This is a genomic window from Trueperella pecoris, from assembly GCF_014926385.1.
Lineage (GTDB): Bacteria > Actinomycetota > Actinomycetes > Actinomycetales > Actinomycetaceae > Trueperella > Trueperella pecoris.
On sequence record NZ_CP053291.1, the window covers coordinates 1,260,089 to 1,279,021 of the forward strand.

Consider the following 18,933-nt stretch of genomic DNA (forward strand, 5'->3'; position numbering starts at 1 on the left):
GACACTTCTGTATCTCACGCGCCGGAGGCTCCGAAATGTGAGCTGTGTGGGAGGCGGCCACCGCCTATTGTATGTATTCAGTCAGTCCGTACCCGGCCGGTTCGCGCCCGGCCGGTTCGCGCCCGCTCAGGCCTCGATCACGGTCGGGATGATCATGGGCTTGCGGCGGAGCTTTCGCGCCACCCATCGCCCGACGACGCGGCGCATGGCCTGTTGCATCTGGTAGGTGGTGGCGGATTCGTTTGAGATGGCTTCGTCGAGGGCGGTCCGCACGTCGGGGAGGATCTCTTCGAAGACGGAGTCGTCCTCCGCCATGCCACGAGCCTGGATGTGGGGGCCGGTGAGGACTTTGCGTTCTTGGGCGTCGATGACGGCGAAGATCGCGATGAACCCCTCCTCGCCGAGCGTGAGGCGGTCAGTGAGCTCGGCCTCTCCGATCTCGCCCACGGAGGAACCGTCCACGTACACGTAACCGCAGGGCACCTCGCCGACGATGGCACACTTTCCGTCAACCATGTCGATGACCGAACCATCCTCGGCAAGGATGACGTTTTCGGCCGGGACGCCCGTGCGCACGGCAATCGCACCGTTGGCCACGAGGTGTCGGACTTCGCCGTGGACGGGCATGGCATATTCGGGTTCGAGGATGTTGTAGCAGTAGAGCAACTCCCCCTCGGCCGCGTGACCGGAGACGTGCACTTTGGCGTTGCCCTGATGGACGACCTTCGCCCCGAGCTTCATCAGCCCGTTGATCAGGCGGAATACCGAGTTTTCGTTGCCGGGAATGAGTGAGGAGGCGAAGATGACCGTGTCGCCTTGGCCGACCGAGATCGTCTTGTGGCTGCCCGAGGCAATGCGTGCGAGCACTGCCATGGGCTCGCCCTGCGAGCCGGTGGACATGTAGACGATTTCGTCGTCGGCAACCGAATCTGCGTTCTTCAGGTCGATGAGCGTGTCTTCAGGCACCGAAAGGTAGCCGAGTTCTTCGGCGATGCCCATGTTGCGCACCATTGACCGGCCCACGAAACACACCTTGCGGTCAAACTTGTAGGCGGCGTCCAACACCTGCTGGACGCGGTGAACGTGGGAGGCAAACGAGGCGACAACGATCTTTCCACTCGATTGAGCGAAGACGTTTTCGAGCACCGGCCCGATGTTCGCCTCCGAGGCAACGAAGCCGGGAACCTCGGCGTTGGTCGAATCGCACATGAAGAGGTCCACGCCTTCTTCGCCGAGGCGGGCGAAGGAACGCAGGTCGGTAATGCGCCCGTCGAGCGGCAGCTGATCCATCTTGAAGTCGCCCGTGTGCAGAACCGTGCCCGCGTTGGTGCGGATGAAGACCGCGAGCGCATCCGGGATGGAGTGGTTCACCGCGACGAATTCACACTCGAAGTTGCCGAGGTTTTCGATGTCGCCTTCTTCGACGACCATGGTGTAGGGCTTGATGCGGTGCTCGGCGAGCTTCGCTTCGACCAGCGCGATGGTCAGTTGGGATCCGATGATCGGGATATCTTCACGCAGGCGCAGGAGGTAAGGCACGCCGCCGATGTGATCCTCATGGCCGTGGGTGAGGATGATTCCGTCCACCTGGTGAAGACGGTCTTTGATGTAATCGAAGTCGGGAAGGATGAGGTCGACTCCCGGCTGGGACTCTTCGGGGAATAGCACACCGCAATCGACGATGATCATTCGGCCGTCGATCTCAAAGACCGTCATGTTGCGGCCGATCTCGCCAATTCCGCCGAGCGGAACGATGCGTAGAGTGCCGTTGTCAATGGGAGGAGGTAGTTTCGTCTTAGTCACCTTCCCATTGTCTCACGTTTACGCTCTTCCTGTTACGTCCACGACGCCGTCGGGTCCCGTCACGATCAGTGAGTTGCTTCCGTCTCGTCGTCGGACCACTACCGCCTTAGAGCAGGCCCTCGGCTTCGAGCGCTCGGCGCAGTCCTGCGAGTTCGGCGTCGGAGGCGCCGACGAGCGGCAGGCGAACGGTGGCGGACTCGATCACGCCGAGCATCTTCATCGCCTCTTTGGCCATGACTGCGCCCTGTCCCCCGCCCATGATTGCCTCGATGATGCCGGCCTGCTTGGCGAACTCGGCGCGAGCGGCGGGCAGGTCACCCGAATCGACCTCACTGACCAGGGCGCGCAGGCCGGAAGCGATGACGTGGCCGGCAACGGACACGACGCCGGATGCTCCGTGGGCGAGCCAGGCAAAGTTCAGCGAGTCGTCACCTGAGTAATACTCGAGGCCGGTGCGGTTGAGCCGTTCAAATCCTTGCGGCACGTTCCCGGTGGCGTCCTTAACGGCCTTGATCTGCGGGTGCGCAGCAAGCCGGTCGAGTGTCTCGTCGGAGATGGCAACACCGGTTCGGCCAGGAATGTCGTAGACCATGACGGGCAGTGACGTCGATTCGGCGACTGCCACAATGTGCTGGTAGACGCCCTCTTGGGAGGGGCGGTTGTAATAGGGAGCAACGACGAGGAGGCCCTGCGCCCCAGATTCTTCCGCGCCCCTGGCGATGCGTACGGCATGGGCGGTGTCATTGGAGCCCGCGCCCGCGATGATCATCGCTCTCCCGCCAACAGCGGCCTTAACCTCCCGCACGAGCTCGTTCTTTTCAGGCTGGTGGGTGGTCGGCGACTCGCCGGTCGTGCCAGACAGGACGAGAGCGTCGCAGCCGTCGTCGACAAGCTTGACCGCCACCTTGCAGGCCGAATCGATATCGATTGAACCGTCCGGATGGAACGGCGTGACCATAGCGACGCTGACGGAGCCAAATGAACGCGAAGGAGTATCCATGGCCTTACTCTACCTAGCGTTTCCCTTTCGAGGTGAGGCTTTCGTCATGTGGACTTCGTTCTCTCGGGTGGCGTGATACTCGAGAATCGCCGTGATCGACTCCGCAGCCTTGGTAAATCTCTCGGCAAGTCGCTTGTCGACGCGCCGCGGCAGGAAAATCCGTAGCATCACGACGAGGATCACCCATGCCAGGGAGACCGGCAGGACCGCAAGCTCCCACCAATCCGGCCGGAAGCGCAGAGTAACGAACAAAGGAATGCCAGAAAAGAGAGCAGCAAAGAGACATCCTAAGATGGCCAAACCATAACCGGAAATAACGATGGACCTGCCACTGATCCTGTCGATGACCATGCGCACGAGGTCACCCGCTCCCACAATTGCAGAGTAGATCAAGGGAAGGGCAATGACGACCCAGAACGCAACGACGCGGACAATGCCGCCATACTCGCCAAAATGTTCGATGACTCTCCACAGGGAAACCGCGAGGAAAACACACGAGAGCCCCACGAGCCACCAGGCGCGGCGGAAGACGTAACGAAGTGTCCTTTCAACCCAAATGAGCCTCTCGTTTTTGTCCAGGCAGTTCTCCTTGGATTTTAGGTAGTCCTTGACTACGAAATCGCACCCCATCTCAGCAATTTCCCTGCCTCTTTCGAGATCGTGTGAGCTGACGCGGAGCCCCTCGCAATACTGTGGAACGCCACTCATCGCATCGGTAAATCGGGCGAAGATGCGCGGCAGGAAAGCAGCTAGCATCAGCCCCAATCCAATTACCGCGGTTTCAATTAGATTCAGTGACTGCCACGAAAGAAGAGGAGGTTCGCCAGGTTTCGCGACTATGCCAGCCGAAGAGACGGCGAAAAATGCCAGAACGGCGGTAGAGATGTTCACGGCTTCATGCAAGGTCGGTTCCGCGGGCCCGGAAGACCGCCGAGCTCCCCACGAATCACACACTTCGATCCGATTGGAAATATCACCGATGGCCACCCTGAAGCTCTCCGGTTTGTTCGCCTCAGCCCGTCGGTCCTTGAGGCGAAATTGTTTCATCAGGTCGGCAACCGCCTCCCTGGCCAAGCGATCGATGTGCGTCCGATCCCATCTCGCGATGACCGGGAAGGTAACGAATGCGCCCAACACTGCGACGATCCCGAGGGAAAGCGTGACCCAATCACCAAAGGAGATATGACTCGTCATGATAAAGATCAACATCTCATTCAGGAGGTTGTCAATCGGGCCCTTTTGGCTGTTCAACATGGCATGCAGAAAAGCGATGAGAATGTATAGAGACACGCCCGCAAAAACGGGATACACCGGCGGAATAGCCGCACTCCTCTCCGCCTGGCGCTCGATAAAGTTGCGCCATCCGTCGTCGTAGACAAACGCCGCAGCGCGTTCCGCACAGTCTTTCGCAGAGGAGCCATGTCCCTTGCTGATAAAACATTGGACAATCCAAAGCATTACGTCACACTTTCACCATTCGAACGCGCACCCGACATTTCGCTTTTGTGCATCCATAATAGATCATGGTCGAAGAATTCTCCAAGCGCATATAGGATGCAACACGTGAGTGAAGTGAAGAAGTCAGTACGCCCCGCCCGCCAAGAAGATGCGCTCGCGATCGGACAGATCCAACGCGAGGCCATGCTCGAGAGCATTTCCGCCGGGTTGGAACGCCGGGCAAGCGAGGCAGTCGGGGCCCAGCTCGAGGTGGGCTCCCTCGCGGCCACCTGGATGACGACGATCGCCAGCCTTCCTTCTGACCGTCACCACGTCCTCGTCGCGCTCGCCGACGGCGTCGTCGAAGGCTTCGCCGCCGTCGCCCCCGCTGACCCGATCATCCTCAAAGACGACGACGCGTCCGGGCTCGACTCAGAAACCGGGCAACCACGTGTGGCCTACGAGATCACGAACTTCCATGTCCCGCTACGCTTTAACCGAGCAGGCCACGACGCGCGCCTCCTGGCAGCGATCACCGACCTGTGCGAAGACGCCACCGAGCTCCACATCTGGGCCATCGCTGGCTACGACCAACTCACCCACTTCCTGGACGCCTCCGGCTTCGCTCCTCGACCGCTTCGCCGGCATGCCGAGGTCGACGGCGGAGAGATCCGGGAGCACCTGTGGTGGACCACCCTCGAAGCTACACCCGACTCAGTCCAGTAAGGCCCTCAGCTCGGCGGCAGAAAGCTTTGCGCTGACACCGCCGTCTTCGCTGATGACGCCGAGCAGGCGACGCTTCTGATCCTGCAAGGCAACCACCTTTTCCTCGATCGTTCCCGCGGACACCAACCTGTAGACGTGAACCGGTCGGGTCTGACCGATGCGGTGCGCACGATCGACCGCCTGGTCCTCGGCGGCAGGATTCCACCACGGGTCAGTCAAGATGGCATAATCCGCCATCGTCAGGTTCAGCCCCGTGCCGCCGGCCTTGAGCGAGATGAGGAAAATCGGGGCCTCCCCGCGCGAGAACCGCTTGATCAGGGCGGGCCGGCCCTTGGTCGCCCCATCGAGGTAGAGGTAGGGAATTCCAGCTTCGTCCAGACGGGCGGCAACGAGCTTCAGGAAGCGCGTGAACTGAGAGAAGACCAGCGCCGAATGTCCCTCCGCCACGAGGCTATCCAGGAGCGGCATCAGCTCGTCCATCTTCGACGTCGGCGCCGACGATTCTTCATCGCCCAAACGTGGATCAATCGCCAGCTGCCGTAGCCTCGTCAAGGCGGACAGGATCTCTATCCGGTCCTCGTCCTCCAGGCCCAGCACCCGCTGGCGCTCCTTCTCCAGCTGAACCTCGTACATGCGCTTGTGGGCGCCCCTCAGCTCCACGTGTAACACCTGCTCCTGCTTAGGAGGCAGATCCAAACTCACCGATTGCTTCGTGCGCCGCAAAAGGAACGGGCCAATACGGCGTCGTAGAGTGGCCATCAGCTCCTCGCAGCCGCGGCCCTCAGCCTTTTCGATCGGCTTGCGGAAAGCATCGTTAAACTTTTCCGCAGACCCCAGCAGGCCCGGGGCGGAGAGGGCGAACATTGCCCAAAGCTCGCCGAGGTTATTCTCGATCGGGGTGCCCGTCACCGCGAAGACGCTCGGCGCGCCTAGGCTGGCGGCCACCGCAAAGCCCTTCGACTTCGCATTCTTGACGTTCTGCGCCTCATCAAGCACCAGCCCGGTGATACCCAGTGCACGGTATTCGTCTGCCTCCAGCCGCATCAGGGTGTAGGAGGTGACGACGACGTCGGCGTCGGCTGCTACCTCGGCCAGGCTTGTGCCGCGAATGCGTTTCGTCGATTCAACGCCGACGACCTTGAGCGAGGGTGCAAACCTGCCCGCCTCAGCCACCCAATTGCCCACGACGGACGTGGGCGCAACGACCAGCCAAGGCGAGCCGGGGTTGCGCTCGCGGTCGCGAAGGATCATGGCGAGAACCTGGATGGTTTTGCCCAGGCCCATGTCGTCGGCCAAGACGCCGCCCAGGCCCGCATCGCGCAACGCGCACAGCCACCTAAATCCCGCCTCCTGGTAGGAACGCAGTTTGGCGTTCAAGCCATCCGGTACGGTGGCGGGAGTTGGCTCTTCGGCATGGCGTACTGCCTCGAGCCACCGATTTTCCGCCGCGCGAATCACGCCTAGGTCAAGTAGATCCTGCCACCACGACTGGCGGATCTTGGGCACACGAAGAGCCGACCTTCGCCGGTCATCAAGTAGCCGCGCCTCATCAATCAGCTGGCGCAACTTGGCCAAATCGGGACTAGCGAGGTCCACATATACGTCCCCGACGTAAGTAAACCTCTCCCCCGCCGCAAACGCATACAGCAGTTCGTGGAGCTCGACCTGCTGGCCGTCGACGACCACGGCCATCTTCAGATCGAGCCAGTCTCGCGATTCTTGGACATCCACATCGACGTGGATGTCCTCGGCGCGGCGAAACGCGGGGATGTCCTCGATGACGTCCACGCCGATGTCTCTCAGCTCGCGCGTCAATTCGCCCAGCGTAAGAAGATGCTCGCCTTGGAGCTTGCACGCCTCATGCAGTCGCTCGCCCATCATCGGCGGACACACCCGTTGCACCACAGGGCTAACCTCACGCCGGATTTCGGCCTCCGCCTCACGGCTGCGTTGCCCGGTCGGAGCGCTCCATAAGCTGTACGTTCCGAACACGTTCCCGTGGTTGTCGCTGTAGACCCACTCCCAGGCCGCATTGACGACCGGGCCGGGCGTCGTCGTCAACGTCAAACGCAACGACGCCCGCGGAGGCTCCGGGAGCACGTATCCGTTTGTACGAAGGTCGCCGACGGAACGTAACGTCGGCAGGAAGACGCGCTCGAAATACTCTCGCTCTGTGGCGGGAACGACGACCTCATGATCTCGCAAGTACGTCCATTCCTCACTCGCGGTGGGCTCGATAAACGCGAGGTGGAGTTCGCCGTCGTGCCAGATGACGAGCTGGCGCGGGCTGCCCACCAGGAGATAGTCCGTGCCCAAGCGCGGATGCTCCAGCCTCGGGACCAGCTGAAGGTAATTGCCCGTATCGGTCAGTTCGATGGACGCAACTGCGGGCTCAGGATCGATACTGAGAGGCCTTTTGGTCTTCGCGTCAATGAGCTCAACGCCGGCGTCGATGCACTTTTTCAGGTACTGGGCAACCAGCGGCGAACGCACCCACGTCATCATCAACGTGTCGTGGAAGAGCGCACTCGAATGGTTCATGTTGAGGTCGCACGCCTTGACGAACTCTCGTACCGCCTTAGCCTGGCTGATCTGGAAGTGCTCGCCTCCACCGTTGCGCAGATACGACAGAGATGCCCCGGACTTGATCCACTTGTCCCGGTTGCCCTCACGCATGGCAAGAATCTCAAGTTTGCCGACGCTCTGCTGCTTCCACATTGGGATGCCGGGGATCGGCTGGCGCGGAGCCGTGTAATCAAAGGCCAGCGCGAGCTTGCCGTCTCCACCAAGGCCCACACCAAGCATGATCATCATGTCTCGGCGCCAGCCCGTGAGCGCGTCCGCCATGGTCGGTGAGGGAATACTCGAAGCGGGCTTGACCTGGGTAGGAAGCAGATCGAGGGCGATCAGCGTAGCGCTCACACAGTGCTTGCAGTTGTATCCCACCGGGCACGAGCACTGGCCATAGAACGAGGTGAAGTCGGTGTCCAGAGCGTATTCGATCCACTGGCTGTAGATTTCCCCGTTCGACCCCTCCGACTCGGCCTCGATAGTATCTTCCGTGACCGAGTGCACGAGCGACTTTCCCTGGGTGGCGTAGACCAGCCCGCGTGCCAAGGAACCTGAATCGACGAAATGGTTGAGCCCGTGAAAGTTCATAGGTTGAGCAGCGGCTCGAGGCCATACGTCAGGCCGGGACGGTTGGCTACTTCGCGAACCGCCAGCAAGATGCCGGGCATGAAGGATTCACGCCCGAAGGAGTCTTGGCGGATCGTCAGCTGTTCACCCGGATTGCCGAGCAGGATTTCCTCGTGTGCGTACAGGCCCCTGAGCCTGACGGCGTGGACGCGGACGCCCTCGATCTGTCCGCCGCGAGTTCCAAGCGGATCGGATTGCGTGTTATCGGGGCTGACCATGCCGGCCGCCTTGCGCGCTGCGCCGATGCGTTGTGCGCTCGTGGTGGCAGTCCCAGACGGCGCGTCGACCTTGTCCGGGTGATGCAGCTCGATGACCTCCACAGACTCGAACATCGCCGCCGCCTTCTCCGCGAACGCCATGGCCAGCACCGCCGAAAGGGCGAAGTTGGGGGCAATCAACGCATTCTTGCCCACCCGCTGGGCGTGTTCGCGTACCGCATCGAGGCGTTCCGCCGTCCATCCGGTGGTTCCTACCACCGCATGGGAGCCGGCGTCGAGGATCGCGTGAACGTTCGCGTCCGTCGCATCAGGCACGCTAAATTCGACGACGACGTCCGCGCCCGCCAGAGACTGCTCCGTGATCGGATCGCCAGCATCCAGACGGGCCACAAGATCCATGCCCGCGGCCAGGACCGCCTCACATACTGAGCTACCCATGCGCCCAGCTGCACCAACAACCGCTACCTTCATCATTTTCCTCCAGATCTAAACCTGCGGACCGACGATCATCAGAGAGCGCGGCGAGGAGGCGATGTCCTGAGCAAGGCTTTGCACCTGTTCGCCCGTCACTGCACGCGCCTGCTCAAGCACCTCGTCGAGCGAGCGCAACCGCCCGGTGATGAGCTCCGAGTTGCCCAGCCGCGATCGCCTGAACGAGTTACTCTCCGATGAGAAGACTAGCCTAACTCTACGCTGGCGGAACGCGGTTTCGATTTCCACATCCGTCACGCCATTGTCGGCAATGTCGTGCAAGGCGCCGGTCATAATATCGGCTACAGTAGAAGCATTTTGCGGCGCGCATAAGGCCGTCATTCCGGCCACGCCACCTTCAAGATAGGCGGTCTGCCAGGAGTAGGTGGCGTAGGCGAGGCCGCGCCGTTCGCGCACTTCCCGGAACAGCCGCGAGGACTGTCCCCCACCAAGAATGGTGTCGAGAGCGACGATCACTTCCTCACGCTCGTCCAAAAGCGGCAGCCCCGGATAGCCAACGACGACGGCGCTCTGGCGGCCCGCCCGTATCGCGGCTCCTTCTCCGCCGCCGGCGTACTGGACGTCGGCCTCGCGGCGCCGAGCAACCGGGCGGCGATCTTCGAGATTCCACCCGACACTACGCAGTTCCGTCAGCAGCAGGTCGAGAAGCTGGTCGTGGTCAACGTCACCCGCCGCGGTGACGACGAGCTCGCCGGCGTGATAGTTCGAACGATAGTGGTCCAGCAGGTGGTCGTGGTCAAGCGCCTTGACCGTGTCAAAAGTGCCGCCAATGGGCCTGGCCAGCGGATGCTTTCCCATGACCAGTTCGAGGATGGCGTCTGCGGCGACGTCGGCGACGTCGTCGTCGGCCGCCGCGAGCTCTTCGAGGATCACGCCACGTTCGAGCTCCATGTCGGCTCGATCAAGCTTCGAGTTACAGAACATGTCCACAAGAAGCGTGAGGAGGTCTGGGACGTCACCGGCAAAGACCCGCCCGTAATAACAGGTATAAAGGCGGGCGGTGGCCGCATTCATTGTGCCGCCGAGCGCATCACCTAGCGCGGAGATCTCGGCGGCCGTGCGCGTGTGAGTCCCCTTGAAAAGCAGGTGTTCAAGGAAGTGCGTCGAGCCTTCCGCGCCGGCCGACTCGTCACGAGAACCCGCTCCCACCCAAAATCCAAGGGAGACTGACTTCTGCCCCGGGATGTGCTGCGTGAGCACGCGAATTCCGCTCGGCAGGAGGGTTCGCGTGGTGGGGATCCCGTCGTCGTCGAACTCAACAGTTCCCGGAAGATCTAGTGGTAGATGTAGTGCCATAAGAAAGTCCATCCTACTTTTTTCGTCTCTAACGCACCACCTCGCTCGTGAGAGGCCCAAGCTCAGATGAGATTTCCTTGATAAAGTTCGCGTCGTGGATAGATTTTCTATTACGGACAGCACATCGATTGGAAAAATGCATTTCATTCTCTGGCCCACGCTCCCCCAGACCCCGCAGGGTCGGCCGCGCGCCGGAGCCCTCCTCACCACGCTCACTGACGGAAGCACGTCGATCCAGTGGTTCGACCCGGATATCCTGTTTTATTTCCAAGTCTGGGACCGGCTCGACGGCGTCAACGGCAGCCGCCTCGAACCCGATATCTGCTTAAACGACGACGGCGATATATCTGTCGCCGCCCTGCATGTGCCCTGGGCAGAAGATCAGCTCCTCGGCCAATACTCAGTCCGCGACGGCCGATGGATCGACGAACCTGATGGATCGTGGGCCGATTTCACTCGCCGCGCTTGTTCTGTCTTGGCGGAAGGATTGCGCGCACCCAAAGTGGACCTGCCAGAAGGCGACGTGGCCATCGTCAAGGTACACAACTACCTCACGGTTCATGTCAACTTCGGCGGAACGATGTATCGTCTGCTCGAGCGCGAGGTCCCCCGAGATGACGAATACGAACCAATCTATCGACTCTTCGGCGTGCTAAGCGAGGAATATCCCGCACTCAGCCACGCCACTGTACTCGTGCAGGATGGCCGCTGGATCTACTGGGCCCCTGGCACCAACGCCTACACCCACCCCGGTGGAACAGCAGCCCCCGCCTGGCTCGGCCTCGTCTCTGCTGCCTTGTCAGAGCACTCCCAGACTTCGTAGATGCAGCATCGATGCTGAGAGGGGCCAGTCCTCGCGGACTGGCCCCTCTCACGTTTACCGATTACTCGTCAGCGGACTCCTCCGAGTCGCCATCTTCGCGAGTCCGAGTGCGACGGCGACGACGCTCGCCACCACGCTTCTCGCCATCCTCACGACGGCCGCGGCGGCGCGGACGATCTTCCTCGTCCTTGCTGTTATCCTTGGCCTCGGCCTCGGCGGCAAGCTGCTCTTCAGTCAGAACAGCATGGAGCGAGAGCTTACCACGCGGATCGATCTCTGCGAGCTCGACCTCGACCTTGTCGCCGACGTTGAGCACGTCCTCGACGGCGTCGATACGCTTGCCACCCACGAGGCGGCGGACCTGCGAGATATGCAGGAGGCCGTCCTTGCCCGGGGAAAGCGAAATGAACGCACCGAACGTCGTCGTCTTGACGACCGTGCCTACGAAACGCTCACCGATCTCCGGCATTTGCGGGTTGGCGATGGCGTTGATCGTCTGACGCGCAGCCTCGGCCGAAGCGCCGTTGTCAGCACCGATGAAGACAGTGCCGTCGTCCTCGATCGAGATCTCAGCGCCGGTGTCTTCCTGGATCTGGTTGATCATCTTGCCCTTCGGGCCAATGACTTCGCCGATCTTGTCAACCGGGATCTTCACCGAGATGATACGCGGAGCCGTCGGAGCCATCTCATCCGGTGCCGGAGCGGCTTCCTCAATGAGGTCGAGGATCGCGAGGCGAGCCTCGTGCGCCTGGGTCAGAGCCTGAGCGAGGACCGCGGCCGGGATGCCATCGAGCTTGGTGTCGAGCTGGAGTGCCGTCACCATGTCACGCGTACCGGCGACCTTGAAGTCCATGTCGCCCAGCGCGTCCTCGGCGCCGAGGATGTCGGTCAGCGCGACATAGCGCTGCTCGCCCTCAACCTCGCCAGAGATGAGGCCCATGGCGATGCCGGCAACCGGCGCCTTGAGCGGAACACCGGCGTTGAGGAGCGACAGGGTCGATGCGCACACCGAACCCATCGACGTCGAGCCGTTGGATCCGAAAGCCTCGGAAACCTGACGGATGGCGTAGGGGAACTCCTCGCGCGACGGCAGAACTGGAACCAGGGCACGCTCGGCGAGCATACCGTGGCCAATCTCGCGACGCTTAGGCGAACCCACGCGGCCGGTCTCGCCGGTCGAATACGGCGGGAAGTTGTAGTGGTGCATGTAACGCTTCGCCGTGATAGGCGAAAGGTTGTCAAGCTGCTGCTCCATCTTGAGCATGTTCAGAGTGGTCACACCCATGATCTGGGTCTCGCCACGCTGGAACAGCGCGGAGCCGTGAACTCGTGGCAGAACCTCGGTCTCGGCGGTGATGGTGCGGATCTGTGCCGGGGCGCGGCCATCCATACGCACGCCCTCGGTCAGAACGCGGTAACGCATCTCCTGCTTCCAGTGAGCGTTGAGCGCGAGGGTCAGTGCCTGCTCGCGATCTTCGAACTTCTCGGAGAGCTCCTCAACAATGGTCGCAGTCAGCTCGTTCAGAGCATCATCGCGCTCGTGCTTGTCAACGATTCCCCACAACGCCTCGAAGCGGCCGTTGATCTGCGCGCCAACCGCCTCAAATTCCTCATCCTCGTAGGGGAGGAAGCGGGGAAGATCGGCCGGCTCCTTGCCAGCCTGTTCAGTGAGTACAAGCTGGGCTTCGCACAGCGTGCGGATGAAGGGCTTGGCAGCCTCAAGGCCTTCAGCGACCGTGGATTCGGTCGGCTTCGTGCCACCCTTGGCCACGTTATCCATTGCCTCGTCGCCAGCCTCGGCCTCGACCATCATGACGGCGATATCGTCGCCGACGATACGGCCGGCGACCACCATGATGAAGGTGGCGTCCGGTAGCTCGGAGTAACGCGGGAAGGCAACCCACTGGCCGTCAATGAGGGCCAGGCGCACAGCACCAACGGGTCCGGAGAACGGCAGTCCGGAGAGCTGAGTCGACATCGAAGCCGCGTTCATCGCGACGACGTCGTAGGCGTCATCCGGGTGGATGGTCAGGACCGTAGCGACGATCTGAACCTCGTTGCGCAGACCCTTGGCGAACGCCGGACGCAGCGGGCGGTCGATCAGTCGGCACGCGAGGATCGCGTCGGTGGACGGGCGGCCTTCACGGCGGAAGAACGAGCCCGGGATGCGACCAGCCGCGTACTGACGCTCTTCGACGTCAACCGTCAACGGGAAGAAGTCAAAATGCTCCTTGGGCTGGGAAGAGACGGCGGTAGCGGACAGAATGGTCGTCTCGCCGTCGAGGTAAGCAAGTGCCGATCCGGCAGCCTGGCGGGCAAGCAGTCCGGTTTCGAAACGAATGGTACGGGTGCCGAACTTACCGTTATCGATAACGGCTTCAGCAAATTTTACGTCTGGACCCTCCATGGATCTCCTTTTCATCTGGCCCGCGGCCTTCGATTGTCATCAACGCTTTTTCAAGCGGCAACCACAACCGAGGACCGACGGGATTAGCTTCTTTGTCAGTCACCCAACTTCGGGCGCACCCAACTTCGGGCGGTATGAACAATCGGCCCGCTCCATGGGGAGCGAGCCGATCGCTGCGTCTAGCGGCGCAGGCCGAGACGCTTAATCAACGAACGGTAACGCTCGATGTCTTCATTCTGAAGGTAAGAAAGAAGACGCTTACGCTTACCGATGAGGAGCATCAAGCCACGGCGCGAGTGGTGATCGTGCTTGTGGCTACGGAAGTGCTCCGTGAGCTCAGAAATACGAGCCGAGAGCAGTGCGACCTGCACCTCGGGAGAGCCGGTATCGCCCTCGTGAGTCGCGTATTCCTTCATGATTTCGTCCTTACGCTCCTTGGACAGAGCCATACGATTCTCCTTCTACTCGTTGCGCGGAGCCTGGGGCATGTTCTCCCAAGCGATGACACTCCGCGGCCGATCTAACGGCTCAGCTAGTCTAGCATGGCCGTCCACCCCCTCCGCGGGCTACAAGGTGATATGCAACTCTTCTGTCACGCACCCCCAAGATGCCCAACACAACCACAAGAGCGCTCAACTCTGTAGGAGATACCAATTGGCCCGGGCTGAAAAAACTAGACCATCTGGCTTGAGAGTGTCTTCCGTGACAGCCCCGGTTGGGGCAGGAAGACTGGAGAGCATGAAGAAGTTCTCGAAGCACACACCCGAACAAATCGTGGTGAAGCTCGACAAGGCCAGGTCCTTGAAGGAATCTGGCAGCACCGTGGCAGAGGTTTGCCGTGAGCTTGGCATCAGTGAGGCAACGTATCACCGGTGGCAGAGACAGTACGGCGACATGACTCGCAGTGAAGACGGCGGTTCAAGGAGCTGCAGGAAGAAAACGAGAAGCTCAAGCGGTTGCTTGGGGAGGCTGAACTCGAAAAGTCGCTGCTTAGGGAGTTAGCAGAGGGAAAATTCTGACCCCGGCACGCAAGTACGAAGCGATTGACCATGCCCTATCGTTGGGGTACTCAGTGCGCTTGGCATGCCGCGTTGTCGGGGTTTCCCGCGGGGCGTACTACAACGCCCGACGCCACACAACCGGGCCTTCTGCCACCAACAAGCACGCCTCGTTGCAAAGCTGGTTGGTGACCTTCGCTGCATCCCATCGTCGCTGGGGCTACCGCCGCGCGTGGGTTAAGGCTCGTGAGGCCGGGTTTGACTGCGGCCGCGATGTCGTGCGCCGCATATGGCGCCAGGAGGGTCTGCGGGTGTTTCCACGCAAGGCTCCCAAGCGGCGGTGTCTGCCCCTATCCACCCCTGGGGTTGAGCCAGCTGCGTGTCCCGGTGATGTGTGGGCATTGGACTTCCAGTTCGACACTGACTACCACGGTAAGACGTTTAAGATCTGCAACGTCATAGATGACTTCACACGTGAGCACGTGGGATTCGAGGTCGGGCGGTCTATTACCGCCGTGTCAGTCATTGAACTGTTGAGCAATCTTGCTGCCTCCAGAGGTGGCCGTCCGCGAGTGTTACGCATGGATAACGGCCCTGAGTTCATCAGCCACGAGCTGAACAAGTGGGCGGCCAAGGAGGGCACTGTTGAGACGTTCATACCACCAGGAAGGCCATGGCACAACGGATTCGTGGAGTCGTTTCACAACCGCCTCCGCGATGAGCTACTCGAAGACGAGATGTTCGACGACCCGGCCCACGCCAGCCACTGCCTCAGGTTGTGGTCGAAGCGCTACAATACGTGTCATCCGCACTCAAGCTTGGGCTTTGTCCCGCCAGCGCAGTACGCCAAACAATGGCACCTAACCCAGGGAGGCCCTCAAGCCGCCCGGTCCTAGATTTCAGCCCGCTCCATCGGTGGAGTGCCTTAAGTTTTTAGGTCCAGGTGACTTGAGTGTTGTCCATTGATGCCCTGCCTGCAGGTGGGGAGAATGGATGAATGGTGAAGAAATTCAGTAAACACACTCCCGAGCAGATTGTTCGTAAGCTCGATAAGGCGCGGGAGATGAAGGAATCAGGCTCGACGACGGCTCAGATCCTCACCACGCTGGGGATTAGCGAAGCCACGTTGAATAGGTGGCAGGCAACCTATGGGGCGATGACCAAGAGCGAAGCCAAAGAACTCCAGCGACTGCGCGATGAGAACACGCGCCTCAAACGTCTCCTTGGGCAGGCAGAGCTGGAAAAGGCTGCGTGGAAAGAATTGTCGGAGGGAAACTTTTAAGCCCAGCTCGCCGCCACGATGCCGTCTGGCATCTCGCCTGGCTGGGCTACTCCCAAAGACTTTCCTGCCAGATCGTCGGGCTCTCTCGTAGTGCTTACCGGCGCGCTAGGACCCGTGAAAGCAAGCCGGATAAATACGCGGATCTGCGCGAGTGGATGCACGAGTTCGCGCGTGATCACCGCCGGTGGGGACACCGGCGCGCCTGGAGAAACGCCCTCGCCGAGGGCTATGGGGTATGCCGCGAGACCTTCCGAAGGATCTGGCGTGAAGAAGGCCTACGCGTCCTACCTAGGAAGAAACGCAAGCGTCTAGCTGCCGGCACTCATCGTAATGTTCCTGCAGGCCAATACCCGAACGACGTGTGGGCACTGGACTTCCAGTTCGACTCGACCTGGCACGGTAAGACAAATCAAGATCTGCAACACCATCGATGAATACACCCGCGAACACGTTGCCTTCACAGTCGACAAGAAGGTCGACGCAAGCTCGGTGATTGAACTGCTTGACGTGGCTTGTCTGGAGCACGGCGGTCGCCCGAGGGTGATCCGGATGGATAACGGACCTGAGTTCATAGCCCACGCCCTCGAGGCCTGGGCGGCCGAGGATGAGACGATTCAAGCGTTTATCCCGCCAGGTCAACCATGGTATAACGGGTTTGTTGAGTCGTTCCATAACCGGATGAGAGACGAACTCCTCGAGGACAACAGTATCGAGCATCTCGAGCATGCCCGCCTACTCGTGGCCCAATGGTCATCACGTTACAATAACTTCCATCCGCACTCATCACTGGGCTACCTCAGCCCACGGAAATACGCGGAACAATGGAGACAAGAAAACACGGTCAACGCTTAAACCGACTGGACCTAATTCTTAGGCCACTCCAGTGCGTTGGGGTGCACCGTTGCCCTGCGTGCGTCCGTGGTCCTGTGCTGCCTGAAGTTCGATCATGCCATGACTATGCACAGGCCAGGGGGGAATCCGGCGAGACTGGGTGGACGTCGGGTAAGGACTCAATTAAGTGGTCTGCCAGGGGACTCGTGCAAGAAACATAGATCCGATCAGCGTAGATCGGTTGTGTTGCGATGAAATGCAGGTTGGGAGAGGTCAAGATAGACGGTAAACGCCCAAGGTCCGCTACGTACTCTACCCACTGAGGCAGAGATTGTTCGACTATGGCATAGGGTTCGGGGCGTAAGAACGAATCATCTGGCGCGATGATGTCGGCCTGCGAGGAGAAGTCTGCATAACCGCCCCAATATGCTGCCGCCCATTCTCCTAGTCCATCACCGAGGGCTAAAACTCGACTGAGACGTTCTATATATCCGGGGTCATAGATGGTCCCGTGAGCGAAATATATGAGGGAAGAGACAGGTTCCGGGAAGAACAGGTCAGAAAGCGACGTCGAGGCCGTCATAGATTTTTCGCGTTGATCGGCAATATCCGACCATGAGATCCACCCTGAGCTGGTTGGAATAGGAAGCAAAAGCGCAAGGGTGCGGTCAAACCCGGCAAAGAGAAGGTCCGATACATAGCCCTCCCGATGAGGGATAACCCGATCGACGAGCCGCGGGTCAATCCTGCTCAAGAAAGAATGAATAGTTTGCATAATTATCTGGATTTTCGACTGCTTCGGCGTCCCACCCGCTGTCATTCGGATACTGAATCGTGATAGTCACGAACTTGGTCTCAGATAGCAGTTCCGTATCGGATTCTATCTGTGACTCCACGCTGCGGAAACACTGTTCTTCACCAACGCACTCAGTGTAACTACAACTCGAAAGGTCGGGGTATCCATTCGCGTCCAGTCTGCTGCATTGTCTGATAAGAGAGTAGTAAGGGGGAACGCTTGTATTCAAACGAACATTAAGCAGCACCGGCCTACTCGGATCCAGAGAAACCGTTTCTATGTCTTCTATAGAAGGAGAATCCTCGAAAACGTCTACCCCATTTGACCCTGTCCAATTGTAGGAAACTGCGGCTAGCTGAGTTCCATTTATTGTCAGCTCAGGCGGACTTTCAGGCCCTTCTTGTAGGGGGATTAAATTTGCGCTTGAAGGCATCGAAGACGGACCTTCGGTGGGCGTCGAACATGATGAAGAAAAAATCAATAACGCCAATACAGCCGGGTAGACTACGTCTTTCCGCGAAAGAATCAGCATGTGAATCGACTCAGGCGATTAGCTCCTCCGTTCGCCGTTTTCGCGTAGTACTTTTTTCCACCTTCTTCAGTAAAATGGGCCGAATATCCCCAATAGGTAAATGTCCCGCTTCCTCCGCAGAGGCGATGGGGATGGGCATCTTCACTTGTTTTCTTGCCTCGCGTGCTCGAAGCATCAGAAGCTAAATATTGCATGCCGTGCCAGCGTTCTTTGTAAAGAGTCGTTACCGTTTTGAGATATGTTACCGGCCTTACACATTTAATCCGGCCGTGAACTGAGGCCATATTGCCGCTTTTATGAGGAGAATCTGTTTGCCCAGTGCACATAGCGGGGGAGGTGATTCTGACCATAGGAAGAGCGCTCCTAGTGCTACTCTGTTTCGACAGGGGAGTTACTCCACTTGAGGTGGTTTGTGTCTCCTGGGCAACTTGTGAAGAAGCTAAGTTCCTGACTTCTTCTAATGAAATCACTGGGTAGTCCTCAGTATTATCCGGCGGGATAGTAGCCGGAGATACGGAAAACGAAGCTGCAAGTAAAATCGCAAAGGATGCTTTTATAAGGGACATATCATCTCCGACGGAATGAGAATTCATGTTACATATCTGAGTCTACCACACTTTCATTCTCGCACGGGTCACGAAAGAGTTGCCCGGGCTGAAAAAACTAGACCATCTGGCTTGAGAGTGTCTTCCGTGACAGCCCCGGTTGGGGCAGGAAGACTGGAGAGCATGAAGAAGTTCTCGAAGCACACACCCGAACAAATCGTGGTGAAGCTCGACAAGGCCAGGTCCTTGAAGGAATCTGGCAGCACCGTGGCAGAGGTTTGCCGTGAGCTTGGCATCAGTGAGGCAACGTATCACCGGTGGCAGAGACAGTACGGCGACATGACTCGCAGTGAAGACGGCGGTTCAAGGAGCTGCAGGAAGAAAACGAGAAGCTCAAGCGGTTGCTTGGGGAGGCTGAACTCGAAAAGTCGCTGCTTAGGGAGTTAGCAGAGGGAAAATTCTGACCCCGGCACGCAAGTACGAAGCGATTGACCATGCCCTATCGTTGGGGTACTCAGTGCGCTTGGCATGCCGCGTTGTCGGGGTTTC

18 protein-coding genes are annotated in these 18,933 nt (G+C 59.7%); 8 read left to right on the plus strand and 10 right to left on the minus strand.

From position 1 onward, the window contains the following. Nucleotides 1-126 precede the first annotated feature (126 nt). The 3 genes from HLG82_RS05985 to HLG82_RS05995 all read right to left on the minus strand — a co-directional run bounded on the left by HLG82_RS05985 (nucleotide 127) and on the right by HLG82_RS05995 (nucleotide 4,261). Nucleotides 127-1,803 carry a ribonuclease J gene (locus HLG82_RS05985; RefSeq protein WP_197551607.1) on the minus strand — a complete coding sequence of 559 codons (1,677 nt, stop codon included), beginning with the start codon at nucleotides 1,801-1,803 and terminating at the stop codon, nucleotides 127-129. 106 nt (nucleotides 1,804-1,909) lie between these two features. After that, nucleotides 1,910-2,803, minus strand: a complete 894-nt coding sequence (dapA, locus tag HLG82_RS05990; protein WP_193325974.1) for a 4-hydroxy-tetrahydrodipicolinate synthase — start codon at nucleotides 2,801-2,803, stop codon at nucleotides 1,910-1,912. Nucleotides 2,804-2,812: 9 nt separating this feature from the next. Then, a complete protein-coding gene (locus HLG82_RS05995) occupies nucleotides 2,813-4,261 on the minus strand; it encodes a hypothetical protein (RefSeq protein ID WP_193325975.1) in 1,449 nt (482 codons plus the stop codon). Nucleotides 4,262-4,366: 105 nt separating this feature from the next. On the opposite strand from HLG82_RS05995, the gene HLG82_RS06000 reads away from it, so the two are divergent. Then, nucleotides 4,367-4,966 (plus strand): GNAT family N-acetyltransferase, encoded by a 600-nt coding sequence (locus HLG82_RS06000; protein WP_193325976.1) that lies wholly within the window; start codon nucleotides 4,367-4,369, stop codon nucleotides 4,964-4,966. Here the strand turns inward: HLG82_RS06000 and HLG82_RS06005 are convergent. Genes HLG82_RS06005 through HLG82_RS06015 form a run of 3 tightly spaced genes read right to left on the minus strand, consistent with a single transcriptional unit; the run spans nucleotide 4,955 to nucleotide 10,170 of the window. Beyond that, entirely contained in the window at nucleotides 4,955-8,125 is a 3,171-nt protein-coding gene (locus HLG82_RS06005; RefSeq protein ID WP_193325977.1) for a DEAD/DEAH box helicase, read from the minus strand. The two genes, HLG82_RS06000 and HLG82_RS06005, sit on opposite strands and share 12 nt — an antisense overlap. Then, complete coding sequence (dapB, locus tag HLG82_RS06010; protein WP_193325978.1) at nucleotides 8,122-8,856, minus strand: 4-hydroxy-tetrahydrodipicolinate reductase; 735 nt, start codon at nucleotides 8,854-8,856, stop codon at nucleotides 8,122-8,124. Before dapB ends, HLG82_RS06005 begins: the two co-directional genes overlap by 4 nt. A gap of 12 nt (nucleotides 8,857-8,868) precedes the next feature. After that, nucleotides 8,869-10,170: a M16 family metallopeptidase gene (locus tag HLG82_RS06015; protein ID WP_246462388.1), complete on the minus strand. Its 1,302-nt coding sequence runs from the start codon at nucleotides 10,168-10,170 to the stop codon at nucleotides 8,869-8,871. 136 nt (nucleotides 10,171-10,306) lie between these two features. Between HLG82_RS06015 and HLG82_RS06020 the strand changes: the two genes are divergently transcribed. Beyond that, the gene (locus tag HLG82_RS06020) at nucleotides 10,307-10,993 is read left to right on the plus strand and encodes a hypothetical protein (protein ID WP_193325980.1); all 687 of its coding nucleotides are present in this window, start codon (nucleotides 10,307-10,309) and stop codon (nucleotides 10,991-10,993) included. A gap of 61 nt (nucleotides 10,994-11,054) precedes the next feature. Here HLG82_RS06020 and HLG82_RS06025 read toward each other — a convergent pair whose 3' ends face one another. Then, entirely contained in the window at nucleotides 11,055-13,400 is a 2,346-nt protein-coding gene (locus HLG82_RS06025; protein ID WP_193325981.1) for a polyribonucleotide nucleotidyltransferase, read from the minus strand. Between the two features lie 179 nt (nucleotides 13,401-13,579). Further along, nucleotides 13,580-13,849, minus strand: coding sequence for a 30S ribosomal protein S15 (rpsO, locus tag HLG82_RS06030; RefSeq protein WP_193325982.1), 270 nt, complete (start codon nucleotides 13,847-13,849; stop codon nucleotides 13,580-13,582). A 289-nt stretch (nucleotides 13,850-14,138) separates the two neighbouring features. Between rpsO and HLG82_RS10585 the strand changes: the two genes are divergently transcribed. The 5 genes from HLG82_RS10585 to HLG82_RS06055 all read left to right on the plus strand — a co-directional run bounded on the left by HLG82_RS10585 (nucleotide 14,139) and on the right by HLG82_RS06055 (nucleotide 16,532). After that, a complete protein-coding gene (locus tag HLG82_RS10585) occupies nucleotides 14,139-14,402 on the plus strand; it encodes a transposase (protein WP_193325983.1) in 264 nt (87 codons plus the stop codon). Between the two features lie 13 nt (nucleotides 14,403-14,415). Next, nucleotides 14,416-15,294, plus strand: coding sequence for an IS3 family transposase (locus HLG82_RS06040; protein WP_255313958.1), 879 nt, complete (start codon nucleotides 14,416-14,418; stop codon nucleotides 15,292-15,294). A gap of 101 nt (nucleotides 15,295-15,395) precedes the next feature. Beyond that, nucleotides 15,396-15,680, plus strand: coding sequence for a transposase (locus tag HLG82_RS06045; RefSeq protein WP_193325984.1), 285 nt, complete (start codon nucleotides 15,396-15,398; stop codon nucleotides 15,678-15,680). Nucleotides 15,681-15,835: 155 nt separating this feature from the next. After that, the gene (locus HLG82_RS10590) at nucleotides 15,836-16,114 is read left to right on the plus strand and encodes an IS3 family transposase (protein WP_369408121.1); all 279 of its coding nucleotides are present in this window, start codon (nucleotides 15,836-15,838) and stop codon (nucleotides 16,112-16,114) included. Then, a complete protein-coding gene (locus HLG82_RS06055; RefSeq protein WP_193325986.1) occupies nucleotides 16,011-16,532 on the plus strand; it encodes an integrase core domain-containing protein in 522 nt (173 codons plus the stop codon). Before HLG82_RS10590 ends, HLG82_RS06055 begins: the two co-directional genes overlap by 104 nt. 103 nt (nucleotides 16,533-16,635) lie before the next feature. Here HLG82_RS06055 and HLG82_RS06060 read toward each other — a convergent pair whose 3' ends face one another. Continuing rightward, nucleotides 16,636-17,265 carry a hypothetical protein gene (locus tag HLG82_RS06060; RefSeq protein ID WP_193325987.1) on the minus strand — a complete coding sequence of 210 codons (630 nt, stop codon included), beginning with the start codon at nucleotides 17,263-17,265 and terminating at the stop codon, nucleotides 16,636-16,638. Between the two features lie 567 nt (nucleotides 17,266-17,832). Beyond that, nucleotides 17,833-18,432, minus strand: coding sequence for a hypothetical protein (locus HLG82_RS06065; protein WP_193325988.1), 600 nt, complete (start codon nucleotides 18,430-18,432; stop codon nucleotides 17,833-17,835). Between the two features lie 135 nt (nucleotides 18,433-18,567). Here HLG82_RS06065 and HLG82_RS10595 point away from each other — a divergent pair, with 135 nt between their 5' ends. Next, nucleotides 18,568-18,831 carry a transposase gene (locus HLG82_RS10595; RefSeq protein ID WP_193325983.1) on the plus strand — a complete coding sequence of 88 codons (264 nt, stop codon included), beginning with the start codon at nucleotides 18,568-18,570 and terminating at the stop codon, nucleotides 18,829-18,831. Nucleotides 18,832-18,933: the final 102 nt, after the last annotated feature.